We start from the raw sequence: 26,769 nt of genomic DNA, 5'->3' as shown, positions 1-26,769 counted from the left end.
CATCCCTGGCGTTAGCGCCTCTCCCAATAAATCGAAGGATAAATTATGAGAAAACGCGAGTTTCGCGTCACGAGAGCTATGTTCTCAAAGAAGACGCTCACCGCAGCAAGCGGATACATTGAGCAGGGTTTTCGGGTCCTACTTTTGCACGGAATTGACAAGAATGAAAAATGCACCTGCGGAAATTTGAAATGCACCAGTCCGGGCAAACACCCTATCTCGGAATACTTTCCCGAAGGCGTGCACAGCGCAACTCGAAGCAAATATCTGATCCGCAAGGCGCTAAAAAGGCACCCTCTTGCAAACTTAGCGGTGACATTGGCGGGTATCACGGTCGTAGATGTCGACGGACCAGAAGGGCAAAAACTGTTCCAGACATTGAAACTTCCGCCAACGTCATCAGTACAAACCTCACGCGGTACGCATCATTACTTCCTCAAGGAAGCGCCCAGTGGCACCTTCAAGCGGGACCAATTGGATATTCTGACTGGAATCAGCCGCATGGCTGTGGTGCCGCCGAGTAGGCATGCATCTGGTCATACGTACCGATGGGCGTCGCCGGTCGGCACTAAGGCCATCGAAGCCCGCGCGCAGATTGAAAGCCTTCGCCCGTCTGATGGAAAGACCAAGAAAAAGAAGCGACAAGGCAAGGCAGAAAAACCTTCTACAATCCCTGAGGGCAAGCGAAATGACACCCTGTTCCGTCATTCAACAGCACTGCGCAGGATACTTGATGACGACGCATTCGTATTTGATGCCATTAGTTCTCTGAATCAAATTGCTTGCGACGAGCCTCTAGAAGAAAGCGAAATTAAGGCAATTGCTCGAAGCAGTGGTCGCTACTCAGAACCTGTGGAAGAATTATTTGGTCCCCCCAAGCAAAGATTCGCACTTCAAATGGAATGGCTTTGGTACCCCTATTTGCCTAAGTACGGTCTTACCATCCTTGCAGGTGATCCTGGACGCGGAAAGTCCATGCTTATCGCCCTGTTGATTAGCATCGTAACGACCGGCGGCAAATGGCCTTTGTCTGACGAGCGAAGCGCGCCTGGAAAAGTATTGCTTTTGTCAGCTGAAGACAGTTTCGCCCGTGTCACGCTCGCACGCCTGGAAAAGACCGGTTTCAATATTGACAACCTCGACATCATGCACAGCCCACTCGCCCTGATTGAAGATCGGCTTCAAGCGCTCGAAGACTACGTCTACGACAAGAAACCGGCCATGGTTGTGATTGATACATTTTCGCACTTCATGGGGGGCGCACGCGATATGCACCGCCAAAATGAGGTAGGCGAGTTTCTTGGTAGATTGAATGATGCCGCCGAGGCTACGGGTACTTGCATATTGGGGCTTGGCCATCTGAACAAACAGACCAACGAACATCCACTAAATCGAATTGTTGGTTCTATTGGCTTTGCGGCAACTGTCCGTTCCGCATTATTTTTAGGCGTCGACCCGGCAGACCCTGAACGGTTGGCCTTGGGACACGGCAAGGCAAGTGCCAGCCCCGAAGGACCAACGATAGTGTTTGAAAAGTACGGTGGCGGCAGAGACGACGTTCCGAAACTGGTCGCCACCGGGGAAATTGATGCAGACGTATTCGAGATCTGCGCACCTAAGAAGCGCGAACCGGGCCGCCCTGCGACACAGAGCGCAGAAGCGCGCGAACACATATTAAAGACACTGAGCGACAAGCCGATGTCATGGCTGGATGTCTGGTTGTCCGCCCAATACCGTACAAGTGCATCTGAACCGACGGTCAACGCTGTACGAGCGGAACTGGCAAAAGAGGGGTTGATTGTCCAAGTCGGCAAAGGGCCCAATTCAAAATGGAAACTGACACACGTTGAAAATGATGATTCATCATAAATACACACCACACGAACAATATTATTACGATCGATCAAAATGACATAAAACATGGATAACTATCTATGATTAAAATAAAAATATGTGTGTATGAATGTTATGATGACTTTTGAAAATGCCATCAATTACCATGTCATCGGTTTGGTGAACGCCGGATTTCACTTAACATCCCTACGAAATCCTTTTGTGATCACAAGCCAGGGACATGCAGGTTATGGTGATGCCAACACACACACCGAGTGAAGATCAACGACACATTGTTGAAGTGCTGGTGGCGGGTGGCACACCGAAAACCACAATTGCCAAAGCACTGGACATCGGCATGAACACGTTGCGTCGTCATTACAAAGACGAATTGGAAAACGGATTGGAATTGGCCAATGCCAAAGTGGTGCGTCGGCTATTTCGGTTGATAGAGCAGGGTTCAACGCCAGCGACGATATTCTGGTTGAAAACACGCGCTGGGTGGAAAGAGGGCCAGACGCTTGAGATCAAACAAAAACAAGAACATCCACCGCATGACTTCTCAAAACTGACTGCCGAAGAACGCGCTGATTTGCGCACAAAATTGGAAATAGTCGTGGGGCGGCGGCATTGATGGGCGACATTCACGAAACAAGGAGAGCCGCGATGTATGATAAACAGTTACAATGTAATGTTCTGCGTGAGACTTATGACGCTGAAACGAAAACCGGTATATTGATACTGGATGAGACTAGTTGTCCGGACATGGATCCAAGCATCGCTCATTTTCAAGCAATTGATCCATCAGTTAAGAAAATTTATTCAATTAATGACATCGATGGAAACTTAGTGCCGAACACGCAGATTTGGCGTGACGACGGTCAATGGAAAGTTGGCGTATATGATTGATAAGTGGGGTTCGATGCGATCGGGATATGTTGCTAGACACGCTGAGATCGCCGCTAAACGCATTAATAATCATTTTGCGTGATGTATGTAAGAAAATTGCGGCAATCGTCCCAGCCCGTCGCCAGATCAATAATATTCGATCTTTGTTTCGTTAAGAACCACACGGTAAACGCGGTAAATATAGACCAGATACGCCAATCCGAGTGTGATGATGGACAGAAACACCCAAATTATCGCGTTTCCAACCGCTGTGCCGAGTGAAATATCACATGACAACTTACCGATTTCGGTGCCGTCTTGGGCTAACACTGTTGTTCGGTTAATGACCGCTTTGAGTAGGTAGTAGGGGAATACAAAGGCCGCGAGTCCAAGAGTAATAACAATTAAGACAAACCAGATAATTACGTTGCCGATTGCGTCACCCACGCTGAAATCACAGCGAAATCGAGAAGCTAAACGACCCATTAGTATTCCTTTCAATAGAATCAATACCTCAATCATTAGGTGAGAACGGTGGGTATCCAAACCTGAATTTTCATAAAGAAACAGCTTCTTGCTTTTGTGATCACAGTTTGATTTGGGATGGAAGCAACCTTGGTGAATGTGGTCCAATTCAAACCAGACCTTCACCAACAAACCAAAGTTACTTTCGTTTCGTCCACTTAATTCGGCTTGTCGTTGCGTTTGAACATACACGACACGCGGACTCTATATTGGTCTGCCCAAACCCAAGCCATTCCAAATCACCGAGTCTTGCCAGTCTGTTATGGACAGTTGGCTCAAAATTCCCGAAGCCGCTGGGTTGGATATGGGTGACAATCTCCAAGACTCGAAATCCGTCCGCGTCGATGACGACATCTATTCAGTGGCTATTATCCACTCGGCACAGATCCACAGGAAGCAGCTGCAAGCAGATTATCCATGCTCGGAATGCCAGCATCGTCAATCCAAGATCACCGCCTGTCAAAAGTCCAAAAAGTCCAGACGGATGTCTCTTTCAAAATGTTGGTAGGCGAAAACAGGGATATCTCGGCGTCGAGTTTTGAAACCAAAGCCGCCGCCTACAAGTCTTCGCAACCCGCCGCCTTTAGCACTTCAAAAATTCCGTTGAAGTCTGACGATTGTCTGGTTGGGTCGTTGGCGTCGCCTTTCGGCACATAAATCACCGTTCCTGCTCGGGCCCTTGTTAGAAGGACGCGGTAAGCATTGATCCGATATTGTTTGGCCTCTTCTTTTTTCAGCGTCTGCCATTTGGGGGCGCGCATTTTGCGAGGAACCCATTCCTGTCCAGACCATGTGAGGTCGTTGCCCCAGCATAGGCCCGCATAGTCAATTTCCAAACCCTGGCAAACGAACTCGGAGAGCGGGACCTCGAGTGCGTTCGATGACCGGAAATCGCCTTCAGGTCTGAGAAACCAATGCACGACTTGATCCAGCTCATTTGATCTTGGTGAAGGCGGTATGCCTTCAGCAATCAAACGCGTCGCTCCTGAGCTCGCCAGCAGTCCGACCCGCTGTTCGCCGCGCTGGCGAGATCGCAACCAAGTTTTCATAGCGTGCTCATCACGCGTCACGAACGCTGGAGGATGCTCCATGTTCTTTGCGATTGCGGCCGCATCCGCGATTTTGGCGTTCAACAATGCCCCGACCCATCGGCCGTGAAGATTGTTCCGATATGCACGCAAGTTGCTGGTTAGATGCAAGTCTGGCTCGATCTCCAATGTAAGAGCACTTTCTTCCAAGCCGCCCAGAAGTCCAGTCATCCCATCCCGACCGTGCAATGCTTCGGTTGAGACATGTGCGGTCCACTCGCGAGCGTTGGTGAGAGCTTCGCCCCATAGAGCAAGCCCACCTTCTCCTCGATTGATTTCTTGTCCAGGCCCGACGAGGCAGACAAGACACGCCCATGGTAATCGTCCCATGATTTCAAGAAAGAGCTCGGGTTCTGAACTAGCCCGCCCAAGAAGTTTCAGGCCAGTCTCGGCGTCCCATGCTCGTTGTGCCTCGTCAAATACAATGACGTGTTCCGGTGGATTGGACGTCGGCTCTACATGGTCCTTCAAGTAGCCCAGCAATGTCTGAAGTGCCTGTTGCGCCTGCCGTTTAGCCTCGCCCGCTTTGATGCCCAGGCGATCACGCGCGTCTTCGGCTATTGCAGCCTGGAGCACAAAAACTAATGGTCGATTCCCGCTCAAGAGTGCCGCTGGCTCCCCCGCGACACGTCCGGCGTTCCCGGTCAAAACTAAATCCAAGCCTAACAACGTTTTGCCAGAACCAGGTTCACCAGTGACAAAACACACAACTTTGCGTCCTTCCTCGCGCGCTTGGTTTGTAATCTGCCGCAAACGCTCTGAAGTGCGTTCCAGCGCCTCGGCGGATGCGTCCGCGCGCCCTATCTCACGAACGGAGTGACCGGCATAAAGACCTCGCGCTGCCGAAACGATATCTGGAGTGGGGTTATACGAAGAAGCGTCATAATCGACCCAAGACATTTGGTCGCCTTGGGCGAGTTCCGCGACAGCGTTCAATGCTAACGACAGACCGTCACCATTGACACACAAACAGCCCGCAACCTCATCAATGAAATCGATCTCAAGGGATTCATGATTGTCGGGTGCTTGATCCGCACAGAGGATTGGCACCACTTGCCTGCCATGACTGGCTGCATGAAAGTCGCGCAAGCACAGTGCATAATCGACGGACTGGTCAACATCACCAGATCCATATCTTTTCGAACCGATTTTGAACTCGATGCACGCGACTTGATCTCCAACCAAAATGATGACGTCGATTCTCCTGCCGAGCCGGAGCAGCGGCATCTCGAGAAGAATTCCCCACCCGGCGGCATTGAGCTTCAATAATGACCCCTTGAGCAAGTCGATCTGGATCCGCCAGGCGCGAATTTGATTGGCTTCATCGCCGCTGTGCTCTGTCCCAACACGCGTGGCAAGTCGGCCAAGCACTATGTCGGTTGAAGTGCTTAGAAATTCTGAGACGCTTGAGGCGAAGTAGGATTTTGTTGTCATTTAAGTAAGGTATTCCTTTTTCGATTGCTCGGCCATGCTATCCTTAGCGACGCAGTCAAAGGCTCAAAAGAGAACTATCGATGCTGGCATTTCCAGACACCTTTTTCTCGACTGATAGGCCAAAAAATCCAGCCGACTTGTTTCATCAGACCTTCCATAGGCGAACACAGGGAACTCGCAGTTTGAGATTTGAAGTGGCATTCAAAAACTACGGCCCATGCGCACCCATGTGTCAGGTCCCAAACGACGAACGCCCACTTGTAGGTGCAAGTGTCTGGTGGTTTGCCCAGAAAATCTGAGATATCAATCAGATATTCTCGATGTGCCTTAGGTCTCTTCGACTGCAGTACAAATTTTTTTCCACTCATCTTCGATAGGCCCCATTTCCCGGGTTTTCCCCGCACGCCGATACCAGTACCCGGCATTTGAGTCATCGCCTTCAATACGGTGAACCAAAGCGTGCACCCAATCGAAAAGTCGCTCACCCTCGTGAAGTTGGCAAATCTGATGCGCCTCTTCCATCTCTTTTCCGGGTCGAAAACCACCTGTTTTGATAAATTCTAGAGATTCAATAATTAGCACCTGGGACATCCAAATTACCTTAATCATTTATAGGGCACGCTTTCGATTGCGACCAAGGTTAGATTAGCAGTTATTGTCGTGAAATCCAGGCATTGAGATCACTTTTCCACGTTAGCCAGTCGATCGCGAACGGCCCATTGCGGACCTTGGCGCATTGCGCAGCGAACGGCAGTTCCGAGCCCAATCCGACTGATGCTGCAAGGCGCACGAATGTCTGCTATGCGCCTTGCGATCAATTTCTAGCTTGAGCATTTATTTCAGCAGTGTTTCTGAAGCCAGTCGACCAAAAGCATTTGCGGCCTTGGGGCTCGCGCCCGTAATCAGACGACGATCAATATGGCATGACGCATCGGCTTTCGTGTTGGTGATCTGCACGCCCAGAGCAGTCAACTTCTCACACACCCACCACGGCATCGGGCCTGGCAAGTAGCCGATCATGGGAGTTTGTTTGTCGACCGAATCTGGGAACACAGTCATCTTGTATCCTTCATACAAGAACCCTTTTTTTGTCTTCGCGGACAATAACGCGGCAGGGCCGTGACAAAGAGCCAGTGTGAACAGGCCCCGTTCATGCGCCCAGTGCAGCACTTTCCCGACGTCCTTATTGTCGGGCAGCCCGAGCATAGCACCATGGCCTCCGGGGATGTAGACCGCAGCATAAGGTGCCTCATCATTCATATTGTGTGCAACAAAATCCGCAAGGCTGCCAGGGTTCGCAAAGGCATCTGCATGATCGCGATAAAGCCTTTTCACGTCTGCATCATCCGCAGGCATTGCCCATTCCTCGATCGCGACAGGCGCGCCGGTTGGCGTCACAATATCAATTTCAAAACCCGCGTTCATGAGATGAAGCATAGGCAAGCCCATCTCGACTGGATGGTTGCCCGTAGAGAACTTTTTGCCGTTGGCCATCGTCATGTTGCGTTCTTCGGTGCAGATCATCAGCACGCGATTTTTGGGGCCCACATAAGGTTTGGCATAAGCCCCACCATCGTAATCCGTGGTAGTCGATGTGCCCAGTTTGATTGCCAAAGGGGACGGGCTGAACGCACCATCGGTTGTGGGTATCGGTGTCGCACGGAAAAGCTTGCGAAGAATGCTCATATCAGTTGACCTCAGTGACGATGGTGTCGCGGGACTTGCGTACTTTGCCCATTGGCAGCAACCAATCACTGCCCTCGTCGCGGTAGCCTAGAGGCAGCAACACAACTGACCGCAAACCGCGCTCTTTCAGGCCAAGGATTTTGTCCACGGCATCGGGATCAAAGCCTTCCATCGGCGTGCTGTCGACCTCTTGCTCGGCGGCGGCGACCAGTGCAATACCCAATGCGATGTAGGCTTGGCGCGCGGCATGGGCGTAATTGACCTCCGCCTCACGAGGCAGGTAATTGGACTTCAGATTGTCGTAATAGGCGTGCAGCATCGGTAGGTCGCCACGTGCCGCTACATTGAGGTCGACGACGTTGTCGATCCGTTCGGCCGTGTAATTATCCCAAGCCGCAAAGACCAACAGATGCGATCCATCAGTGATCTGCACTTGCCCGCCAGCAGCCTCAGCAATCTTGCTGCGAATGTCCGGATTGGTCACAACAAGCAACTCGAACGGTTGCGTACCACTGGATGTTGGGGACATGCGGATCGCCTCGATAATCGCATCAACCTTGCCCTGCGGGACATCTTTGGACGGGTCCATCTTCTTTGTGGCGTAGCGCCAGTTCAAAAGATCGTTGAGTGGTTTCGCGGTCATATGCTTGATCCTATTGTCAGCGCCCCATTAGGGCAGTATATATTCGTAACCGACTATCTATTGAGTACTAAATGATGTTGCAAGAAGGCACATTTCTGAACCTCGGTCACAAAAAAGGAACCGCCATGCTGGACGACAAACAATGCCCGGATTGCAAACGCATCAACGAAGTGCTGTCGCGTGTTGGCGATCGGTGGAGCGTGCTTGTCGTGATCTCCTTGGCCGAATACGGGACGCTGCGGTTTAATGAACTCAAGCGCAACCTGGGCATCTCGCAACGGATGCTCAGCCTGACCCTCAAAGAGTTGGAACGCGACGGCCTTGTGAACCGAACCTATCACCCAACAATCCCGCCAAAAGTTGAATACAATCTAACTGATATGGGTCAGTCATTCCGAGAGCCCGTCAGTGCCTTGGGCTATTGGGCACTGGAAAATCTCGCCATGATTGATTCTGCGCGGCACGCATACGACGAGAAAGCGACAAATTAACCAACTCACTTGATGCAAGTCCTACCAACGCTCCAAAGCGGCCCTTCGCATATTACGCATAGATCGCAGAAAACGACCGCCAGTGGACCACTAAGCGCGGTGCATTGAACGACAGCGGAGAGTGACCGATGCCGCGCAGTGTAAAAAGGTCGGTCTTGCTCTTTATGCATCATGCTTCTTGAGCGCTGAGACGTCGCGTCAGACTTGCCGGCCTTTCTCGAGCCAGAGGGTATGGGCTATTGCCCATTCGGGAACCGTTGCTGTTTCAAAGCCATACACTTTACCGGTCGCAAACGATTTGAACGCCTTCATTGCCTTGAGGTGTGCACCCTCTGAAAGGTAGGCCAGCATTGCCTTGCGAGAAGTCCAAACAGTTATAGTGTGATGAACGCCATTGATTGTGCGTGCATCTGCCGAGAGGCATCCATCCGCTGACTTTGCTTGCGACATCGATGCGGCTGCATGACGCCAGAACGTCGGCGCATGCCACACTCTTTTCAGCTGCAATCCAGTGATCGAGACGTAAAAGACATCAGCCATGCGAATCGCCCAAATGATACCCACCCGTGATCCAGTTTTGGACCAGTTGGGTAAATTCCTGGCCCTTATCCTGGTAACAGAAATGGCCGCAGTTTTCAAAAATGGTCAAGGCACTTTTGGGAAGCCGTTTGTGCAATCGTTCTGCATTGTCGGTTGTCAGGAAAGCGTCTTGATCACCCCAAAAAACGTGGACCGGCACATCGAGTGTATCCAGATGGGGATCAATAGCTTTGGAGCCTTCCGGGTAATGCTTGAACCATGAGCAAACCTGACCGATCCGCCCGCTGTAGGAAGCTACATAATCTGCGACTTCCTCTGCTGATGGGCTGTAGTGCAAATACCCAAGCTGGATGGCACCAGCAATGAATGCGCGCGCGCCGGTCATTTTCACCATCGATCGCCAAAATCCGGAATGAATGATCTTGGTGACAAGGCTACCGTTGTCCGAAGGCAGAATGCCCGGTCCATCCCCGACCAGAATGCTTGCCGCCTTATGATCACGGTGAATGACATAATGCAGCGCCACTGGCATCGCGATATCAGGAGCAACAATATGAATGTCCGTCAGACCCATTTCAAAGACAAATTTTTCGAGGAATGCGCTTTGCGCCTCGAAGGTCATAAAGCTCATGTCACCTGCGCTGCGGCCAAAGCCCGGCAGGTCGAGCGCGATCAAATAAGTGTCAGCCGCAAGAGCGTCCCAAACCTTATCATAACATAAGATGCTCTGCGGAAGTGGGCTCAGAAGAAGCACTGTTGGACCTTTCGGATTGCCAGCCCTCGCAAAGCGGATGTCCACACCGTCTAAGGTCATACGTTCTGGCTTCATTGCAAAACGCGCTGGGGCCTCGCTTATTTTTGCGGCCCCTTTCGTACGCAGACGCCGCACTTTGAAGAACTCGGGCGTCATCATCATCAAGCTTGCCGCGTTCATGCGGCCCAGCATTCCAATCGGTTTTTTTGGCATCTTTTTTTGACTCCAGTAGGGTATATGGCGTTTTCAATATTTATTTCGTATCTATGGGTACGATAAGTGCGAGTCAATTTAAAATACCTTGGAGTCCGTAATGAAAAAAGCAGAAAAACGAGGGCGGCCAAAGACTCTGGACCGCGAACACGTTCTACAGACTGCATTGATGCAGTATTGGGATCTCAGCCCGACCGACGTCTCCATCGGCGAGATTGGCAAATTGACAGGCGCTTCAAAACCCGGAATCTACCGCGAGTTTGGGAGCGATGATGGCTTGAAACGTGCCGCGCTTGAGGCTTACCGCAGCTTGGCCCTGTTGCCGTTGTTCGACATTCTAAAACGAGATCAGAGCTTCGCGGCTGCGAAGGCCGCCTTGGTCGCGTTCACAACGCAAGACCGCGAGGCGCTGGGGATGCCGTCGGGTTGCCTGTTCGTCGCGATGCGTGCGCAGCGCGATAGCCTCGGGTCAGCTACAGGTGAACGCGTGGATCAGCTTCGCCATGAAGTGTTGGATACCTATATGGCTTGGATCGAGACCGCCAAATCCAAAGGGGAGTGCAGTGCTAAAATGCCAACCGACGCTGCGGCGCTCTACTTCGATGCTCAAAACGGTGGGGCGATGCGGATGCAAAAAGAAGGGGTTGATAACGCCACTATCGCAACCGTTCTTCGTTATGCATTCCAGATCATCGAGTAGAGTGGCAAGATATTTCGACCAAGTCACGCCGCCTCGAAGTGAGCAAAGCAGACCTTCATAGCGACCGCAGCGAAATGGCGATTTGTCCGCATAGCAGACCTCTGTGCAAACCGCAGCGAACGTCGGCTCTCCGCCCTTAGTAACAAATGCTGCATGAGCAAGAAGGTCGCTGAGCCTTCTCTGGCTTAGATGTCGCGAACGGCCGGTTTTCCTGAATTCGGACCTATGCGCTGACAGATTGGTCAAATCCATTAGTCGCAAGACGCGCCAAACCGAATTCGCCGCGGATGTCCGGTTGAGACCGCCACCCTCAATGGACTATCCGTCTTATGAAAGTCTAAAAAGTCCGGCCAGAAGTCTGCATTAAACCTTCCGCAGTCTAGGGCAGGAATTTCTGGGATTTGAGTTTTGAATCCGAATTTGCGGATCATTGGATCAAAGTTTTCGCATCCACACTTAGCAAACCATTCACGAAAACACCCGGAATCTGTCGGCTGTTACCCAAATTGTCACCCAGAGCATTAAGTATACACATCAATGAAGTGTAATAATTACTTAAGTTACTGATATAAAATGTGAATTTATGGTAGCGGAGGAGGGACTTGAACCCCCGGCACGCGGATTATGATTCCGCTGCTCTAACCAACTGAGCTACTCCGCCATACTGAATGGCTGTTTAGGTAAATGTTTGGATAAGGTCAAGCGATGAATTTGAAGAAAACACAGACTTTTTGGAATAGAAAAAATCTTGATGATCGGTTGCCCTAAAGGCGAATCCTTATGTGGGGAGTCAAAACCGTTCCCAGGAAATTCATAACCAAGTAGCATCATGCGATAAACATAAATACACATGTATACTGAATGACCTGTTCCCCTAAGTGGCCGCTAATGTGAGTTAGTCCAGCTCAGGTTTGGCCTTTCTTTGGTCTGTTAACATATCCAGCTGGTGAAATGCCAGCGAGGCTGGAATGCGGGCGGTGTTAGTTGTCGCGATGCACTATGCCGCCACTAGATTGCGGGCAGGCCCAGTTTATCGAATAGGTGCTCGTTCGGGCATTCATCTGTCATACGTCCATTGAAGCTTTGGAAAAATCCGTTCTGCATTGGTTTGCCATGGGCGATTTAATACCCTTCGACTTTGCGGTCTTCCTGCCATTTCAGAATTGCGCTACCTCTCAGTTCGGTGCCGTTAATGCTGACCACACTGCAAGGGTTCACTTGAAATCACGGACTACTTCTGGTCATCTTTAGGCGAACGCAGTTGCATTCAAGCACGCCTCTAAGTCTAGTGAACTTTCACGTGTGTTGCTATGAACGACTGAATTGATCGTCCATTCATAATTGGGGGGACTACTGCTAATTGCTAAATAAACTGATGCAGGAAACGGACCAAAGCTTCTAAAAAACATGAGTAGTTTAGAACATCACGACCGTCCGAGGGTTTCTTGGGAAGCGTTTTATTACTGTTTATGCCAAAATTTTCTAGATCTAATACAAAGGCGCGCGTCGGTCTGACCAAATTTTAGTTTTGTATTTTTAAGTTAAAGACAGTGAAAGATTTGCGAATGTTGGCCTGTTCTATGAGGTCGTCACTTTTCCCACATGAATTTTATCTCGCAAGAGGAGTTCAAAAAAACTATCCCCCGACATCGGCCGACAAAGTGCGTAGCCTTGGAGCGCGTGACATCCCATGCTTCGAAGGGTGTCGATGTGAAATTGGGTTTCAATGCCCTCAGCGATAACTTCAATATCAAGGGAGCGCCCAATCTCAATTAGAGAAGCAACAATTTTCCGCGCGGACGGGGAGAAACTAATTGGAGTAACAAGTTGATTGTCAATTTTAAGGCGCATGGGGCGAAGCTTTTGTAGGGCAACAATCGACGCGAACCCTGTCCCAAAATCATCGATTTCAATTTCGATTCCCATGTCCTTTATGCCTGCAACATTATCTTTCAGCATTTGATTTTCATCATCCATAAAAATCGATTCTACTAATTCAAAACATATGGAACCACGTGGAATATCCAGTTTTGCGAGGTCATCCAAAATATGTGGACTAGCTATCTGCCTCGCGGACACATTTACCGAAATCCTTGGTACAATGGCTCCCGCCTTTTGCCAGCTAATGCGATCTGCTAAAACACAAAGAAGTATTGCACGGTCAATATCGGCATCTCTTCCTATTTCTTTTGCGTTTTCAAGAAAATCTTTGGGAGTGAGAAGGCCACGGGTTGGGTGGTTCCAACGGGCGAGCGCTTCGACACCAAAAAACGACAAATCCGAACCGCTGTATTGGGGTTGATAATAGGGTATCATTTGCCCTTCTGTCAGCGCGATTTCTATCTCAGATAGAAAACTATTTTTGCGATCTAAAGTGCGTCGAAGTTCTGCGTCGCAGAGTTGAAACTGGCCTCTTCCCAAGATTTTAGCCTCATATAATGCGACATCGGAGTCCCTTAGGATGTTTTGTGGAGTTGTCGTGGAAATAGCGTCCGTAGCAATACCGATCGACGCCCCAATTGTTATTTTTCCATTTGAAACACTGAGAGGTAAGGATAATCGGCGGATTATTTTTTCCGCGAGGGTTTGCAGATGGTTCTCTTGCGCGAAAAAACTCTTACTTTTTCTGCTAATGAAAATGATGAACTCATCTCCACCGAGTCTAATAACATGATCTTGATCGTCAATAAGAGTTCTTAGGATATTGCCGACTTGATTTAGAATATTGTCACCTGCGAAATGGCCTAATGTGTCATTTACAGTCTTAAATCCGTCCAAATCTATCTGGAGAACACCAGCAAAAGCTTCGCCCGCGGCGTAGCTCACTTTGTGTTCTTCAAGGCGTTGATCAAGGAAGCGACGATTGGGAAGTTCAGTAAGTGCGTCGTGGTGAGCAAGGAACTCTACGCGCTGTCTCGCCAGTTCTATTTCAAAGTTTTTCTCTTTTAAATTTTGATTTGCGGCCTCGATCGATTTTTGCATTTCTGTTTCTTCGGTAACATCCCAATTTACTCCAACAATTTTTGTACGCCCTTTGAATTGAATTATGTTTGCTAAAGAACGGACATGGCGAATGCCGCCATTTGGCAATAGGATTCGGTAAACGGATCTAAAATGAACGCGCCCACCAACCCCAGCCTCAAAATCAGCTTCTGCTCGTTCGCGATCTTCCGGGTGAATGCGAGCCGCCCAATCAGTATGGTAGTGTTCCCTAAAGGAGGGGGGGTATCCATACAGTTCATTCATCCGCGCATCCCAGATGATCGTTTTTTTGTCGACATCAAATTCCCAAACTCCAGCCCCAGCGGCTTCCATGGCGAGGTGAAGGCGTCGGGATTGCCGATGTAGATCGCCCTTTTGCTCCGAAAGAACATCAATATACTCATGGCGCTGGTGTATGAGGAATGCGGAGGCAAGCATGGGCGCAATGATCATCAGGGCTGCAACCAAAAACGCACTTCGAAGAAGCCAGAGTGCTGGAGGTATCGTTTTCCAGCCCTCTTTTGGCACCGCTGAAATTCGCCATGCGCCCGTGAGAAGACGAACTTCCATTTGAACGGGGGTGTTCTGAATTGTTTCTATATTCCCAAAAAACATCTTCCGTTCGCCATTCACAGTATCTTGGCTTTCAAGGGCAATGCTGATTTTTGAATACGGATCATAAAGGCCGCTCGTTGAGTAAAGACGGTCCAGATCAATGACGGCTGCAAGGACCCCCCAGAAGGGTTCGGACGGGGCGTGCATGTTGAAAATCGGGTAGCGCCCAATAAAAGCCCGCCCTCCTTGAACAAGTTCGACTGGCCCGGTGAGAACCAATTTTTTTGTGTCGCGAGCTTGCAGCACGGACGCCAGCTGATTCGGAAGCGTTCTGTAATCTACGCCGATTGTCGGCTCATTGCCCTTGGTTGGGTGAACGAGTTTGATTATCATGTCTGGCGCGGCGGCCACGTTGCGAACGTTTTTACTATTGCGGAAAAATTCCGCCGCAAGCTCAGTAAAGTTTTCCTGCGACATGTCGGGTTCGACCGAAAGCGCTGCTGCGAGACCCTGCGCGAGGTAGAGGTCGCTGTTGAGGTGAATCTCAAGATTGGCACGTACGTCGTTGGCTAGGGTGCTGACATCATCTCTCAAGGACTGAGCAAAAATCTTTTTAGTTTGAAGCTCCGTCACATACCAAACGGACGCAACCAGAAGCGCGGCAATAATGGCAGGCAATAAAGATAATTTCGGAAAAAACCGTAGTCTGTTTTTCCGGTTTAAGGCGTCTTGAGGCAGTTTGTTTGCTCCTACTGATAGTTTTTGCCCAATTTCGGACCTAAGTGAGATTTGCGCGACGTGTCCCAATTATGTTCGCTGGTTGGCGCAGCATCGCGGTCTTTATCATATTCGAACCCAGCATGTGTTTTAGCGGCCCAAGTTCAAATTGCTGTTTAAATGCTAACACATAAAAGATTAACGAGGCCTTTCCCTTGGGGCAGCATTGGCTGTGACCGCTTCATCATAGACCTCTGCGCCCAAAGTCAGTTCCAAACAAATTGCCGCTGCGTTAAGTTCCTCTCTAAGAGCGTCAATATTGTCAGTCTCTGCTACGGATTGTGCTGCCGCTAATTTGGCGTGAAGCGCGCTGGCTCCCATTGATGCGCTCAGGCCCGCAAGCCTGTGAATTTGAATGACAAGGTCTTTGGGTTGGCCAACTGGCGGATGATTTCTTAAATCTTTGACGAGATCCTGAAACCCCTTTTTCATCTCACTGCGAAAACGTGCGCAGGTTTTTGCGAAGCGTTCAGGCCCCAGGATGTCCTTAATGCTTTCTATCTGTTGGAGGTCCAAAAGCTTGTCTCCAAAGGAAGGTGCCTCCGTTTTTGCCACGGGCTTAAATCCCAGAACAGAGAGAATGCCTGCGCGGCTGACTGGCTTAACAAGAACATCATACATCCCCGCAGCAAGGCAATCATCACGGCTTTCTTGGCTTGAATGGGCTGTGAACCCAATTATTTTTGCATCCGCAGACGCGCCCTTCATATTCCCTCGGAGCATTTTCGTGGCGGCGATGCCGTCTAATACCGGCATGCTGATATCCATGAATATATAGTCAAACTTCGTTGCATTTGCCGCCTCGACCCCCGTTTGCCCGTTTTCAGCAGTCTGCACCTCTAGGCCCACATCCTCAAGAAACTCCAGCATGAGCGTCCTATTGATCGCATTATCCTCCACTAAAAGGGCCCGAATTCCTTGTGAACGGTTCCCAACGGACGGGGGCGCGTTGAAGGCGGGCGCGCCTAGGTTTGTCTCTGGCGATGGGCAATTTACAAACGGAAGCTTTACCCAAAATGTACTCCCCGCACCGACTTCGCTTTCAACCCCCATCTCGCCGCTCATCGTTTGAACCATGCGGCGGGTAATACTGAGCCCAAGGCCGGTTCCATCTGCGTCACGGTCGTATCCAGTGTTCAACCGCACGAAATCGTTGAATATATCCTCTAGCTTGTCTTTGGGAATGCCGAGTCCGTTGTCAGTCACATGCACCTCAAAGCAAACAGTTTCGTTGTCTTGCAAAAATGTGCCAAAATCAATCTGGATGTGCCCATTTTGAGTGAACTTGATTGCGTTCCCCAAAAGATTAATTAGGATGCTCCGAAAACGCCTTTTGTCGCCAATGTAAAAACCGGCATCTGCCCCCGTGAAATCAGCGCCCAACGAATTCCCCCGCGCGCGGGCCAGAGACTGGGCGTTCTCTATAATGTCCTCAATGACTTCCAACGGACTAAACCTGTCTTTGCGCGGGGCCGTTTCTGAGGCATCTAAGCTCGCGATGTCTAGAACATCATTGACGTGGCTTAAAAGATGGGCAGCCGACGAGCGCGCGATGGAAAAGAATTTGTTTTGATAGGGCGTAAGCGTCGTGGAGGACAAAACTTCATGTGCGGAAATGACCCCATTTAAAGGCGTACGCATTTCGTGGCTCATAATTGTAATGAAGTCGGATTTGGCCTTGGCCATTTTGAGGGCTTCGTCGCGGGACCGCAGGATATTTTCCTTGATGGCCTCGCGCTCCGAGATGTCGCGCACAAAGGAAATGAAAATCGTTTGGTCGCCATCGACAGCGGGTGCAATCGAAACCTCGATTGGGATGACTTCACCCCCTTTTTTCAACCCGTTAAGTTGCAGGAGCCCCTTTCCAACAAGGGGGCTCTCGCCGGTTTCCAAATGCTGACGGATTTCCGAGCGCATGATCGATCGATTGCTTTCGGGGATAAGGTAGTGAAGGGCCTGTTTGCCCAGAACTTCGTCGCGCGAATAGCCAAAAACATGCTCGGCGGCGCCATTATAATCCAAGAGAACACCATTTTGATCGCTGACAATTACCGCATCAAGCGACGCCCCGATGGTCGACTGCAGGCGCGCTGTGACATTGGTCAGAGTTACTTGAGTTGCCCGTGCTTCACGAACGGAACGATAGAGGAGGACCACGACTGAAATAAACGAAACCGCCAGGAGGAGGGCGATGACCAAAATTTGAATAAGAAGTTTGGACAACTGTGCGCGGTGATCATCAGAAGTTTTGGCAAAAATCTTGGTTGTTTTGCTTGAGAGCTCTTGCAAAAACGTGTCCTGAGCCTCAATTTGCGCATATAGAATTGGAAGGTCATACCGCAGTTCTTTATCCGGCTGGTCGATGATCGTTGCAAGTTCAATTGTTTGGGCTTGGAGTGAATCCAGAAGCGCAATTAGCTGCGCATCTGGCGTAAGATATTTGGAACTCCGCATAGAAGTAACAGTCTCTGAGCGCGAATAATACAAATCAAATCTACGCCGAAGGGGGGCCAAATCCGCATCTGGAGATCGCATTGCCAAAAGGAGAGCTTGTTGCAGACGAGCCTGCTCGACGTTCAGCTGCGTTAGTGTCCATTGTGAGCCACCATTCGGAGAGGACTCAAGCAGTTCAAGATGGTCGCGCACTGATTGACTCAGGGGGATAACCGCCGCGACAAGCCCAAAAATTGCTAGGCTCAGAACAACAAAACGCCACTGTTGGAGGCCGAATTTTCGGATGTTGCTCATTCGGCTCCTTGAAGGTTTCGCGCCTAAACTCCGGAGGTGCGCTTCCGCAAAGCAACCTTAGCGTGCAATCTTCGCGTTGAGGAGAAAAAACTACTCGAGGACTTCAATTTCTTCGAGTTGCCAAATGCTGCGAGTATAAATGGTCTCTGTGCGGTATTTTTTTTGAGTATCAAAGGGATAAACAATCCAAAGTGGGCCTTTGTCTCGCAAGGACATAAGCTCTCTATCCATTTCATACGCAACAATAGGATAGAGATCGTCAGCCTCCGGCGCTGGAAAATTGATGGCATAGTCATTTGCTGCGCGCGCGCGCAGGGTCACCGGCTCAGCGCCATCAATCGACTTAACTTGTGCAAGAAGTGTCGAGAGCGGGACACCTTTAAACCGGTGCACGCCTTCAGTCCATATTGTCGAGGTCACAAAAGTTTCGCTAGGGAGTGCTTGGAGCATATCAATTGAAAACGCAGCACTCCCTTCCTTTTCATACCCCAATATGTTTTGCCCAGACACCGTCAATACAATTTCCGAATGTGGCTGCTGCTCTTGACTCGCGTATGTTATACCCGTGAGTGAGATCGCGAAGATGGCAGCTGTGCCAATTATGGAAACCGGTTTGAAATACATTGACCGTCCTTTTCAATTGTTTTCATTATATAGTCTCTGCGATAAAAAATGTTTTGGCAATTTGGGATAGTTGTCTATACTTTTGTATAGTATCTAATTTTTTTGCGATTTGTATTGGCTTTCTTTTTTCGGCGTAAAGACTTGCGCGGAAGAGTTTCGGGTTTTGATGGATTTCTAGGAGATATTTTTGCGCGTTCTGGTTATCGATGATCATACAATGGTGCTTGATATGATCTCTTCCCTTCTTGCCAACGAGACAGATATGGATGTTGCTGTGGCAACGGATTTTCCAACCGCGCTTGAGCTTCTCAACACAGGGCGTCCTTATGATGTCACTCTTTTGGATTTTAGTATGCCAGGGATGGTCGGACTTGAAGGCCTTGCCGCAGCGATCAAAGTTTCTCAGGGCAAGCCCGTGGCAATTATGTCGGGTGTGGCCAGCAAAGAAACCGCAGTGGAGGCCATTAACGCGGGGGCCGCTGGGTTTGTCCCAAAAACGATGCATGCAAAATCGCTTGTGAGTGCCGTGCGATTTATGGCGTCGGGCGAAATATTCTTACCTACGGCCTTTATGGAATCCACGGGCGAAAAGGCCGAAGTCCACCCGATAATTAAAGATTTTACGCAACGTGAGTGTGAAGTTCTTGAGGGGGTTTGCCGCGGATTGTCCAATAAGGAAATTGCGCGAGAATTGGATCTGCGCGAGGTGACGATAAAGCTCCATATGAAAAACCTGTCGCGAAAAATTGGGGCGAACAATCGTACACATGCGGCCATGATTGCGCGCAACGCGGGCTTGTTCACGCCCTAGCGAAACCCATGTAGCAACGGGGAAACGGGCGCGCACACACGTATTGCGCAAGCACGCACAGTGTTTTTCCTATTTTTGGTGCCAAAACGCGGCTAGTTTTACCTGACCCCAAAAATTGGACGCCCAAAAATGACAGATTTTTTACTTCTCGCCTTTATCTTCCTCATCGCGGGGGTCTTCTCGGTACCTATTGCGGCACGGCTCGGGTTGGGATCGGTGCTTGGATATTTGATCGCGGGTATCCTCATTTCTCCTTTGCTTGCGCTCCTGCACGTCGATGTCGTGTCGATTCAGCATTTCGCCGAGTTCGGGGTTGTTATGATGCTGTTCCTCGTCGGGTTGGAGCTTGAGCCAAAACTGCTCTGGGCTATGCGGGCAAAACTCCTCGGTCTTGGGGGCGCACAAGTTGCCTTTACGACGGGCGCTGTGATGCTCGCGGCAATGGCACTTGGCCATGTGTGGAGTATTGCCCTCGCGATTGGGCTTGTCTTTGCCCTGTCCTCGACCGCCATTGTGCTGCAAACCCTTGGTGAAAAGGGGTTGATGAAAAGCGATGGCGGGCAGGCCAGTTTTTCTGTGCTGCTGTTCCAAGATATTGCCGTGATCCCGATGCTGGCCCTCATTCCTTTGTTGGCGCTTACCGACCTAACAGATGTGGTGCAGCACGCCGCATCGGTCGCTGACGCCGGTGCACATGAAGATGGGATGAGTCTGGTCGCCGAGTTAAATGCTTGGCAAACCACGCTTGTTACGATTGCTGCCGTTGCTGCCGTCGCCATTGGTGGCAATTATCTGACAGGCCCGATTTTTCGCTTTATCGCGGGTGCCCAATTGCGCGAGTTGTTTACCGCAACGGCGTTGATGATTGTGATCGGCATTGCTTTGCTCATGTCTCTTGTCGGCCTCTCGCCTGCGTTGGGCACGTTTCTCGCCGGCGTTGTCTTGGCCAATAGCCCATACCGCCACGAGCTTGAGTCCGACATCGAACCGTTCAAAGGCCTTTTGCTCGGTCTTTTCTTTATGACCGTTGGTGCCAGCGTAAATTTCCCCCTGCTGTTTGCAAATCTCGGGTCAATCATCGGCCTTACGCTCGGATTGATTGCGATCAAAGCGGGTGTTCTCTTTGTTCTGGGCGTTTTGTTTAAACTCTCTGGAAGTGATCGCTGGCTGTTTGCGATGGGCCTTGCGCAGGCGGGTGAGTTTGGGTTCGTTTTACTGTCCTTCACCGTTGGCGCGAACGTCATTCCCGCAGAAATCGCGGACCAGTTGTTGCTCGTTGTGGCGCTGTCGATGCTTCTGACGCCGGCTTTGTTCATTCTGTACGATCGTGTGATTGCGCCGCGCTACCTTGTTGATTTGGAGCGAGAGGCGGATGAGGTTCCCGAGAATAGCCACATCATTATTGCCGGACATGGCCGTGTTGGCGGTATTGTGTCGCGGATTTTACAAAGCGCAGGTTATACGCCGACTGTGATTGATTTTAGCTCCAAGCAGCTCGATATGTTGAGTAAATTTGGCGTCCGGGCCTATTACGGCGACGCGACGCGCCCCGATATGCTCCATTCGGCGGGGATTGATCAGGCCAAGATGTTGGTCGTTGCCATCGACGGCAAAGAAGCGATCACGGAACTGGTGAAATACGTAACACAGACGCATCCGCATGTGCATGTTGTGGCGCGCGCCATCGATCGAAATCATGTGTACGATCTTTGGTTCGCTGGATGTCGAGACGTTATCCGTGAAACCTACGATAGTTCCCTGCGCATGGGGCGCTCTGGTTTGGAGGCTCTGGGGGCCACACGCGCGCAAGCGGATCGTGCGTGTCAGGCCTTTGATGTGAGTGACCGAAAATCAATTCTGGCTATGGCAGAGCACTATGATCCGGAACTTTCCTATGAAGAAAATGACACCTACACATCCAAAGTCCGCGAATATGCACAAGAGTGGGCGGCGGATTTAACCTCGGAAATCGCGGCTATCTTGAGTGAAAAACCAGCCCCAAGGTCGGATGAGGCCGACCCCTTGGCCAAGAAGAAATGAATCTACGTTTTTGGTTAGGGCACAAGGGATTGAAAATTGTACCAATTCTCAATTTGATACTGTAACCTAGAATCCTCATGCTCAATTGTTAGGGCATGATTGACGAGTATCAGGGTTGTGCTTCGGTGCAACCCTTTCCCCAAACGGCAGTCTATTCGTTGAAATAATATAATTTCCTTGATTGTTTACAGTTTGGTGGCAAAATGAAGGGACATAATCTTAAGGAGTAGGCCTATCCTATGTCGGTTTTTGCAATTGCTGCTCAGCTGAAAAAAATGCTTCTCGGGATGGAGAAGGACTTGGGGTTTGACACGTTGTCGGAGTCCGAGAAGTCTATTTTGTATGCTGTCATCGATTTGGAAGGCGGAAGCGCAATTCATTCCAGTTTGATAAAATCCCATGAGTTGACCGACAGCTTGACGAAACCCACATTCCATCGCGCCCTAAAATCCTTGGTTTCAAAAGGGTATATTATTCATGAAGACGGTACGAAAACGGGTCTGTATCGGTTTAAGAAAGCTAACTTTAAGACCTCATAAGGCGGGCTGCGCTTAATGGGAGGGAATTTTCCGGTATCTTATTGAAAAGTATTGTTTATTTAAGTTTTTGGCGCGGTGTGCTTTGGGCATAGGATGGTTTGTAAATGTTCCGTGATAGCACTTGGATTGTGCCAATGATTTTGGTCACATCCGCTTATCTAGTTTGTTTTTATGTGACGTTTCTCATTATTTTCCCTTTTCAGAATGCCGTGTTTGGAACCATTCCGGTTTACGCGAGCTTATTGTACTTGCCGCATGGCGTACGGGTTTTGGTGGCCCGATTCTATGGTTGGAAGGCGGTTGTCTTTCTAGCACCGGCCACCTTGCAAACCCACTACTACTTAAGCGGTTGGAAAGGCGGGGCCGAAATTAATCTTATCTCCGTGGGTGCAAGCCTTTTGTGTGCCCCTTTGAGTTTCTGGATTTACGAAAAGTTGAAAAACGCTGTGGGTAATGGTGGGAAACCCAATTTCGATTGGCGCAGCCTCTTGATCGTTGGTGTGATGGCATCGTTGATCAATGCTCTGGCGTTAAACCTGTATCATTTTGATCTTTCTCCGATGGAAATGTTGCGCGCATCCCTCGCTTATTCGATCGGCGACATTTCGGGGCAATTCTTGATCATGTTCCTTCTCATGATGAGCTTTCGGTGGGCGCGAAAATTTGAAAGGGCGTAAACATACATCCCTTTAAGTCGCCCAAAACCGAAAAAAAGGAGCCCCGCGAAGCTCCTTTTCCATTGGTTGGTTGCACAGGTTCGCTAGAAACCCTCGACCACAATTTTCCCTTTAGCAGTGCCCGTTTCAATGAGCTTGTGGGCCGCACGCATATTTTGTGCGTTGATCGGCGAGAGGATTTCGCTGACGGTCGTCCGAATGCGCCCCGCGTCGATTTCACCCGAAACATAGGTGAGCAGTTTGTGCTGCTCTATCATGTCGGGCGTCTCAAACATGGCGCGTGTGAACATGAGTTCCCAATGCAAACTCGCAGCCTTGGTTTTCATTCCCGCCATCGGCATCGGCAAATTGGTGTCGTCGATTGTGACGATTGCTCCTTGGGGACGAATAAGCTCAACCGCTGTATCCCAATGCCGCATGTCATTGAAAATTGCAATATGATCAACATGTTGGAAGCCAAGGGCACGGACTTGCTCTACCATTGGTTGGCGATGGTTCACAACGTGATCCGCCCCAAGTTCCTTAACCCAGCTTACCGTTTCGGGACGGGACGCTGTGGCAATGACCACAAGACCCGCGGCTTTAGCGAGCTGAATGCCGATCGATCCAACACCCCCACCCGCGCCAATAATCAAGAGGGTTTGCCCCTTGTTAGCACCGTCACGGTCGATCCCCAATCGATCAAAAAACGATTCATAAGCTGTGATTGTTGTGAGGGGCAACGCCGCAGCTTCGGCAAAGTTAAGAGATTTTGGCTTTATTCCGACGATACGCTCATCAACGAGTTGAAACTCGGAATTCGACCCCGCGCGTGTGATATCGCCAGCGTAATAGACCGCGTCACCCGGTTTGAAAAGCGTCACTTCTGGCCCTACGGCCTCAACAACACCGCTCGCATCCCAGCCCAAAACGCGTGGCGTTTCTTCCACCGTATCTTTGGGGCTGCGAACTTTTGTGTCGACGGGATTAACGGAAATGGCTTTGACCGCGACCAAAAGATCACGTCCCAGCGCCGTCGGTTTGGGACGCTCCACATCTAAAAACGAATTTGGATCTTCGATGGGTAGGTAATGTGTAAGGGCAACAGCTTTCATGGTATTTCTCCTAATTTCAATCGTTTAGCTCACGATTGTCATCTCATTCAAAATGAATTCAGCAACCGCACCGTCGGTTGCTTTTTTATAGGCACCAATATGCGGAGCGTTCAAATGCGTTTGCCACAATTCGCGGGTGTCCCAGTTTTCATAGAACATGAAGTGGCTGGGGTTTTCGTTGTCTTGGTGAAGGTCATAGTTGACACAACCGGCCTCTGCGCGGGTCGCATCGATGAGTTTCAATAACTCGGCTTTGACCAACTCGACTTGATCTGGGTTGGCCTTAATATTGGCGACGATGGTAAGTTTGGGCATTTTGACGTTTCCATTGTTGTTGTGTGACATCACTTAACGACTTGCGTGCGGCGGATAAACGGGCAGTATTCGGAATAATAATCCGGAGAAACCGTACAATGTTGCTCAATAATATCGCCCTCTTCTTGCAAATCGTCGAAAAAGGCAGCCTCACTGCTGCTGGCCGCGAATTGAGGCTATCCTCAACCACCGTTTCCGAACGCTTAGCCGCCTTGGAGGCGCATTTCGGGGTCGTTCTTTTGAATCGTACAACGCGCGCAATCAGCCTTACCGAAGAAGGTCGCACGCTTGTTGATGGCGCCAAGCAGGTACTCGGAGAAGTTGAGGACCTTGAAGCGCGTATCCGGTTTGGGGCGCAAACGCTTTCGGGTCCAATCCGCATAAGCGCCCCAAGCAATCTTGGGCGAACCCATATTTCAAGAGGAATCACGGAATTCTTGTCCGATCATCCTGCGATTTCGATCGAATTACTGCTCTCGGACGGATACGTCGATCTCGTGGGGGAGGGGTTTGACATGGCGTTTCGGTTTGGCCCCGCAATAGACAGTTCCCTGCGCTCCAAAAGTTTGGGTCATAGTCGCAGGTTTGTTTGTGCGTCTCCCTCCTATTTGGAAAAACACGGAGCCCCCCAAATCCCTGCCGATCTAAAGGAGCATAATTGCTTGGTGATGCGATTTGGCGCGAAGTTGGATAATGTCTGGCAGTTCGGACCAAGTCCCCTCCCACAAATCGTGTCTGTGCGGGGTAACCGCGTGGCCAATGACAGTGCTCTCGTGCAGCAGTGGTGTCTTGAAGGGCATGGCATCATTCTGAAATCAGAGTTGGATGTAAGTGCTGAGATCAAAGCGGGCAACCTTGTCGCGCTCTTGGAAAATCATCCGCCGTCGCCGACTCTGTTGCAAATGCTTTTTCCGCCAAGCCGCGCACAACCAAGGCGCGTCCGCGCACTCGTGGACAAGCTTTCGCACGTCCTTCAAGAAGCGGAGTGGAGAAAGGGATGATATGCATACCGGTCGGAACAAGTCCTGGAATTTGCATTCGACCGTGAATTAGGATGCGCCTGTGTTGGCTGGACCGAGGCGGAAATTCGCGTGGCAGAAGGGTTTTGGGCCTCTAGCTACGGTGGATGGGCATATTGGAGCGACGTAAAATAGACGAAGCGAAAGAACCATTCGCCTGCTTCCAATGCCAAGTTTGCGTGGAAGCGTCCAGCGATCAAGAGTATGGCTGCGGGGTACCAAGGGTAGTGTGGCCCTTGCCGGTTGAAGACGCCACAATCGACAAGTTTTAATCCAAGACAAGTTAATTGGTTGTGCGCGATGTTTTAAAACGCGCGCCGGACGTCAAACACCTTCAGCATATGATTTACACTTACTTGTTTCGGGATCTGACAGCTGACCGCTTGTTTCAGGTCTGGTGTGGGAGTATTTCAGATATCCGCATGCGGCGTGGGGTCGGTAGTTTTTTTGCCCAGAAACCTTTGTATTACATGTGCTTTGAGTAGTGAATCGGCTGGCAACTTCTGGTGTCTTGGCACCTCTGAACGCGACAAACATGACAGCTGTGTTTTAATTTACCCATTATTGAACTGAGTCTCGGCATTCATCCCTTGAGCGACCAGTTCGCGCTCGGCCCTTTAGAAATTCCTCCTGACAAATAGCACACATAGTTCCCCATGCTTCATTAATACTATTGCCTGCGGAAACACCTTGAAATGACATCCCTTCAACGACCACCATTCTGAAATGGTTCGGAAAAGTCGCCCCCTTTTAGGTTAGAAAAACATAAGCGCCGTGTCTAAGTGGCCCTTTTTTGTCAGGGGCCGGTGCTTCTATTAGAAAGCCGCATTCTCGTATTTCGCTCCAAAGCACATATCGATTGATGCCTGTTTATTTGAATGCCAAAGGGAAAAAATATGGTTCTTCCCATTTAGGCTCAGCATTCAAATACGCTACTTTTAGCGCGGGTCTTTTTCGGAAATTGACACTTTGGCAAGAACGTCGCAGGTTGGAGGTGATTGGGAGAAATTTAGTGCAACATGTTGGTTCAACTGAGAGCGTCACTGCGGGTAACGGTTTAGCATTGCGCGTCCGGTCACTTCTTTGTCGAGTTGCCGAGCAAGCGCCTCCGATCACCTATCAAGGTTTAGCGAAGGCCTTAGACCTCTCGCCGCCAAATACGATCCATCAACTTACAGTCGCTTTAGAGTGCCTGATAGAGGAGGATGTCGCTGCTGCGCGCCCGTTGATCGCTGCCCTCGTGGTTAGCAAAGCGAGGGATGGGTTGCCCGCGCCTGGCTTTTTCGATTGCGCACGCCGTTTTGGGCGCTTTCACGGGGACCCTTCCGGACCCGAGAGTTCGGCGTTCTACGCGGCAGAGTTCGATAAGGCCGTCGAGTTCTGGTGCGTGCCTGCCAATTCCCAGGTTCAATAGCTATCCTGAAAATTGAGCTTGAAGCACTCTGCGGCCCGATTTGACGAATATATTCGGACCCCGAGGAGCGTGGAAAATCTCCCAGTTTTACATGTCTTCTAAGCGCACTCGTTCAGTCGTCGTTTTTAGATTGAGTATCTCAGATACTCTTGAGCAACGCCCCAATTTCAGAGGCGCTCAGAACACGCCCACTTGAGACGACTTTTTCGTCGATCACGAGGCCGGGTGTGGACATGATTCCATAACTGGCGATGGCGACAATATCGGTCACTTTCTCAATGTCCGCATCCAAGGCGGCCGATTGTAAAGCCGTCTTGGTATTCTCCGCCAAGGCCACGCATTTTTTGCAGCCAGATCCCAAAATTTTGATGATCATTCT

General features: G+C 50.2%; 23 protein-coding genes, 1 tRNA gene and 2 pseudogenes. 10 read left to right on the top strand and 16 right to left on the bottom strand.

The features are described from left to right. Window positions 1–45 precede the first annotated feature (45 nt). The 3 genes from AB9F26_RS09275 to AB9F26_RS09265 all read left to right on the top strand — a co-directional run bounded on the left by AB9F26_RS09275 (window position 46) and on the right by AB9F26_RS09265 (window position 2,742). Entirely contained in the window at window positions 46–1,869 is a 1,824-nt protein-coding gene (locus AB9F26_RS09275) for an AAA family ATPase (RefSeq protein WP_369767861.1), read from the top strand. Window positions 1,870–2,089: 220 nt separating this feature from the next. After that, the gene (locus tag AB9F26_RS09270; RefSeq protein WP_369767860.1) at window positions 2,090–2,467 is read left to right on the top strand and encodes a hypothetical protein; all 378 of its coding nucleotides are present in this window, start codon (window positions 2,090–2,092) and stop codon (window positions 2,465–2,467) included. 32 nt (window positions 2,468–2,499) lie between these two features. Beyond that, the gene (locus tag AB9F26_RS09265; protein WP_369767859.1) at window positions 2,500–2,742 is read left to right on the top strand and encodes a hypothetical protein; all 243 of its coding nucleotides are present in this window, start codon (window positions 2,500–2,502) and stop codon (window positions 2,740–2,742) included. A gap of 126 nt (window positions 2,743–2,868) precedes the next feature. Here AB9F26_RS09265 and AB9F26_RS09260 read toward each other — a convergent pair whose 3' ends face one another. From AB9F26_RS09260 to AB9F26_RS09240, 5 genes are all read right to left on the bottom strand, one after another. After that, on the bottom strand, window positions 2,869–3,207 hold the full coding sequence (locus AB9F26_RS09260; protein ID WP_369767858.1) for a DUF6693 family protein: 339 nt from the start codon (window positions 3,205–3,207) through the stop codon (window positions 2,869–2,871). 596 nt (window positions 3,208–3,803) lie between these two features. After that, window positions 3,804–5,768 carry a DNA/RNA helicase domain-containing protein gene (locus AB9F26_RS09255; RefSeq protein WP_369767857.1) on the bottom strand — a complete coding sequence of 655 codons (1,965 nt, stop codon included), beginning with the start codon at window positions 5,766–5,768 and terminating at the stop codon, window positions 3,804–3,806. Between the two features lie 327 nt (window positions 5,769–6,095). Then, on the bottom strand, window positions 6,096–6,377 hold the full coding sequence (locus AB9F26_RS09250; RefSeq protein ID WP_369767856.1) for a hypothetical protein: 282 nt from the start codon (window positions 6,375–6,377) through the stop codon (window positions 6,096–6,098). A gap of 225 nt (window positions 6,378–6,602) precedes the next feature. Continuing rightward, a complete protein-coding gene (locus AB9F26_RS09245) occupies window positions 6,603–7,454 on the bottom strand; it encodes a DJ-1/PfpI family protein (RefSeq protein WP_369756936.1) in 852 nt (283 codons plus the stop codon). A 1-nt stretch (window position 7,455) separates the two neighbouring features. After that, window positions 7,456–8,097: an NAD(P)H-dependent oxidoreductase gene (locus tag AB9F26_RS09240; RefSeq protein WP_369756937.1), complete on the bottom strand. Its 642-nt coding sequence runs from the start codon at window positions 8,095–8,097 to the stop codon at window positions 7,456–7,458. A 71-nt stretch (window positions 8,098–8,168) separates the two neighbouring features. On the opposite strand from AB9F26_RS09240, the gene AB9F26_RS09235 reads away from it, so the two are divergent. Continuing rightward, window positions 8,169–8,588, top strand: a complete 420-nt coding sequence (locus tag AB9F26_RS09235; protein ID WP_369756938.1) for a winged helix-turn-helix transcriptional regulator — start codon at window positions 8,169–8,171, stop codon at window positions 8,586–8,588. Window positions 8,589–8,786: 198 nt separating this feature from the next. Here the strand turns inward: AB9F26_RS09235 and AB9F26_RS09230 are convergent, their stop codons facing one another. Further along, window positions 8,787–9,128 (bottom strand): hypothetical protein, encoded by a 342-nt coding sequence (locus AB9F26_RS09230; protein WP_369756939.1) that lies wholly within the window; start codon window positions 9,126–9,128, stop codon window positions 8,787–8,789. Next, the gene (locus AB9F26_RS09225) at window positions 9,121–10,095 is read right to left on the bottom strand and encodes an alpha/beta fold hydrolase (RefSeq protein ID WP_369767855.1); all 975 of its coding nucleotides are present in this window, start codon (window positions 10,093–10,095) and stop codon (window positions 9,121–9,123) included. Before AB9F26_RS09225 ends, AB9F26_RS09230 begins: the two co-directional genes overlap by 8 nt. A 100-nt stretch (window positions 10,096–10,195) precedes the next feature. On the opposite strand from AB9F26_RS09225, the gene AB9F26_RS09220 reads away from it, so the two are divergent. Further along, window positions 10,196–10,795, top strand: a complete 600-nt coding sequence (locus tag AB9F26_RS09220) for a TetR/AcrR family transcriptional regulator (RefSeq protein WP_369756941.1) — start codon at window positions 10,196–10,198, stop codon at window positions 10,793–10,795. Between the two features lie 584 nt (window positions 10,796–11,379). Here the strand turns inward: AB9F26_RS09220 and AB9F26_RS09215 are convergent. From AB9F26_RS09215 to AB9F26_RS09190, 6 genes and pseudogenes are all read right to left on the bottom strand, one after another. After that, window positions 11,380–11,456, bottom strand: a tRNA-Met gene (locus tag AB9F26_RS09215). 365 nt (window positions 11,457–11,821) lie between these two features. After that, window positions 11,822–11,917, bottom strand: a pseudogene (locus AB9F26_RS09210) (integrase core domain-containing protein); the annotation flags it as partial. A gap of 456 nt (window positions 11,918–12,373) precedes the next feature. Next, complete coding sequence (locus AB9F26_RS09205; RefSeq protein ID WP_369767932.1) at window positions 12,374–14,230, bottom strand: putative bifunctional diguanylate cyclase/phosphodiesterase; 1,857 nt, start codon at window positions 14,228–14,230, stop codon at window positions 12,374–12,376. 249 nt (window positions 14,231–14,479) lie between these two features. After that, window positions 14,480–14,809: pseudogene (locus tag AB9F26_RS09200) on the bottom strand (CHASE domain-containing protein); the annotation flags it as partial. 438 nt (window positions 14,810–15,247) lie between these two features. Beyond that, the gene (locus AB9F26_RS09195) at window positions 15,248–17,857 is read right to left on the bottom strand and encodes an ATP-binding protein (RefSeq protein WP_369767854.1); all 2,610 of its coding nucleotides are present in this window, start codon (window positions 17,855–17,857) and stop codon (window positions 15,248–15,250) included. A 90-nt stretch (window positions 17,858–17,947) separates the two neighbouring features. Next, the gene (locus AB9F26_RS09190) at window positions 17,948–18,481 is read right to left on the bottom strand and encodes an oxidoreductase (RefSeq protein ID WP_335586789.1); all 534 of its coding nucleotides are present in this window, start codon (window positions 18,479–18,481) and stop codon (window positions 17,948–17,950) included. 187 nt (window positions 18,482–18,668) lie between these two features. Here AB9F26_RS09190 and AB9F26_RS09185 point away from each other — a divergent pair, with 187 nt between their 5' ends. From AB9F26_RS09185 to AB9F26_RS09170, 4 genes are all read left to right on the top strand, one after another. Next, on the top strand, window positions 18,669–19,292 hold the full coding sequence (locus AB9F26_RS09185) for a response regulator (RefSeq protein WP_369767853.1): 624 nt from the start codon (window positions 18,669–18,671) through the stop codon (window positions 19,290–19,292). A 129-nt stretch (window positions 19,293–19,421) separates the two neighbouring features. Then, complete coding sequence (locus AB9F26_RS09180) at window positions 19,422–21,332, top strand: cation:proton antiporter (RefSeq protein WP_369767852.1); 1,911 nt, start codon at window positions 19,422–19,424, stop codon at window positions 21,330–21,332. Window positions 21,333–21,571: 239 nt separating this feature from the next. Continuing rightward, a complete protein-coding gene (locus tag AB9F26_RS09175; RefSeq protein WP_335586786.1) occupies window positions 21,572–21,871 on the top strand; it encodes a hypothetical protein in 300 nt (99 codons plus the stop codon). 104 nt (window positions 21,872–21,975) lie between these two features. Further along, the gene (locus AB9F26_RS09170; RefSeq protein WP_369767851.1) at window positions 21,976–22,548 is read left to right on the top strand and encodes a hypothetical protein; all 573 of its coding nucleotides are present in this window, start codon (window positions 21,976–21,978) and stop codon (window positions 22,546–22,548) included. 83 nt (window positions 22,549–22,631) lie between these two features. On the opposite strand, the gene AB9F26_RS09165 is transcribed toward AB9F26_RS09170, so the two are convergent. Both AB9F26_RS09165 and AB9F26_RS09160 read right to left on the bottom strand, forming a co-directional pair. Then, window positions 22,632–23,642 carry a zinc-binding alcohol dehydrogenase family protein gene (locus AB9F26_RS09165; RefSeq protein WP_369767850.1) on the bottom strand — a complete coding sequence of 337 codons (1,011 nt, stop codon included), beginning with the start codon at window positions 23,640–23,642 and terminating at the stop codon, window positions 22,632–22,634. 24 nt (window positions 23,643–23,666) lie between these two features. Further along, window positions 23,667–23,957, bottom strand: a complete 291-nt coding sequence (locus tag AB9F26_RS09160) for a putative quinol monooxygenase (protein ID WP_369767849.1) — start codon at window positions 23,955–23,957, stop codon at window positions 23,667–23,669. Between the two features lie 98 nt (window positions 23,958–24,055). On the opposite strand from AB9F26_RS09160, the gene AB9F26_RS09155 reads away from it, so the two are divergent. Continuing rightward, the gene (locus AB9F26_RS09155) at window positions 24,056–24,958 is read left to right on the top strand and encodes a LysR family transcriptional regulator (protein ID WP_335586782.1); all 903 of its coding nucleotides are present in this window, start codon (window positions 24,056–24,058) and stop codon (window positions 24,956–24,958) included. 1,571 nt (window positions 24,959–26,529) lie between these two features. Here the strand turns inward: AB9F26_RS09155 and AB9F26_RS09150 are convergent. Then, complete coding sequence (locus AB9F26_RS09150) at window positions 26,530–26,766, bottom strand: thioredoxin family protein (protein ID WP_039004477.1); 237 nt, start codon at window positions 26,764–26,766, stop codon at window positions 26,530–26,532. Window positions 26,767–26,769 lie beyond the last annotated feature (3 nt).

It is taken from the genome of Falsihalocynthiibacter sp. BN13B15 (assembly GCF_041205415.1).
GTDB classification, from domain to species: Bacteria; Pseudomonadota; Alphaproteobacteria; order Rhodobacterales; family Rhodobacteraceae; genus Falsihalocynthiibacter; species Falsihalocynthiibacter arcticus.
This window is presented reverse-complemented; position numbering and strand designations above follow the sequence as displayed.

Bases quoted from the DNA above. Each gene is read 5' to 3' on its own strand.
- AB9F26_RS09225 (WP_369767855.1), bottom strand. From the start codon at position 10,095: ATGCCAAAAAAACCGATTGGAATGCTGGGCCGCATGAACGCGGCAAGC.
- AB9F26_RS09235 (WP_369756938.1), top strand. From the start codon at position 8,169: ATGATGTTGCAAGAAGGCACATTTCTGAACCTCGGTCACAAAAAAGGA.
- AB9F26_RS09250 (WP_369767856.1), bottom strand. From the start codon at position 6,377: ATGATTAAGGTAATTTGGATGTCCCAGGTGCTAATTATTGAATCTCTA.
- AB9F26_RS09180 (WP_369767852.1), top strand. From the start codon at position 19,422: ATGACAGATTTTTTACTTCTCGCCTTTATCTTCCTCATCGCGGGGGTC.
- AB9F26_RS09255 (WP_369767857.1), bottom strand. From the start codon at position 5,768: ATGACAACAAAATCCTACTTCGCCTCAAGCGTCTCAGAATTTCTAAGC.
- AB9F26_RS09170 (WP_369767851.1), top strand. From the start codon at position 21,976: ATGTTCCGTGATAGCACTTGGATTGTGCCAATGATTTTGGTCACATCC.
- AB9F26_RS09230 (WP_369756939.1), bottom strand. From the start codon at position 9,128: ATGGCTGATGTCTTTTACGTCTCGATCACTGGATTGCAGCTGAAAAGA.
- AB9F26_RS09160 (WP_369767849.1), bottom strand. From the start codon at position 23,957: ATGCCCAAACTTACCATCGTCGCCAATATTAAGGCCAACCCAGATCAA.
- AB9F26_RS09205 (WP_369767932.1), bottom strand. From the start codon at position 14,230: ATGATCATTGCGCCCATGCTTGCCTCCGCATTCCTCATACACCAGCGC.
- AB9F26_RS09260 (WP_369767858.1), bottom strand. From the start codon at position 3,207: ATGGGTCGTTTAGCTTCTCGATTTCGCTGTGATTTCAGCGTGGGTGAC.
- AB9F26_RS09195 (WP_369767854.1), bottom strand. From the start codon at position 17,857: ATGAGCAACATCCGAAAATTCGGCCTCCAACAGTGGCGTTTTGTTGTT.
- AB9F26_RS09270 (WP_369767860.1), top strand. From the start codon at position 2,090: ATGCCAACACACACACCGAGTGAAGATCAACGACACATTGTTGAAGTG.
- AB9F26_RS09245 (WP_369756936.1), bottom strand. From the start codon at position 7,454: ATGAGCATTCTTCGCAAGCTTTTCCGTGCGACACCGATACCCACAACC.
- AB9F26_RS09150 (WP_039004477.1), bottom strand. From the start codon at position 26,766: ATGATCATCAAAATTTTGGGATCTGGCTGCAAAAAATGCGTGGCCTTG.
- AB9F26_RS09240 (WP_369756937.1), bottom strand. From the start codon at position 8,097: ATGACCGCGAAACCACTCAACGATCTTTTGAACTGGCGCTACGCCACA.
- AB9F26_RS09155 (WP_335586782.1), top strand. From the start codon at position 24,056: ATGTTGCTCAATAATATCGCCCTCTTCTTGCAAATCGTCGAAAAAGGC.
- AB9F26_RS09265 (WP_369767859.1), top strand. From the start codon at position 2,500: ATGTATGATAAACAGTTACAATGTAATGTTCTGCGTGAGACTTATGAC.
- AB9F26_RS09175 (WP_335586786.1), top strand. From the start codon at position 21,572: ATGTCGGTTTTTGCAATTGCTGCTCAGCTGAAAAAAATGCTTCTCGGG.
- AB9F26_RS09190 (WP_335586789.1), bottom strand. From the start codon at position 18,481: ATGTATTTCAAACCGGTTTCCATAATTGGCACAGCTGCCATCTTCGCG.
- AB9F26_RS09275 (WP_369767861.1), top strand. From the start codon at position 46: ATGAGAAAACGCGAGTTTCGCGTCACGAGAGCTATGTTCTCAAAGAAG.
- AB9F26_RS09220 (WP_369756941.1), top strand. From the start codon at position 10,196: ATGAAAAAAGCAGAAAAACGAGGGCGGCCAAAGACTCTGGACCGCGAA.
- AB9F26_RS09165 (WP_369767850.1), bottom strand. From the start codon at position 23,642: ATGAAAGCTGTTGCCCTTACACATTACCTACCCATCGAAGATCCAAAT.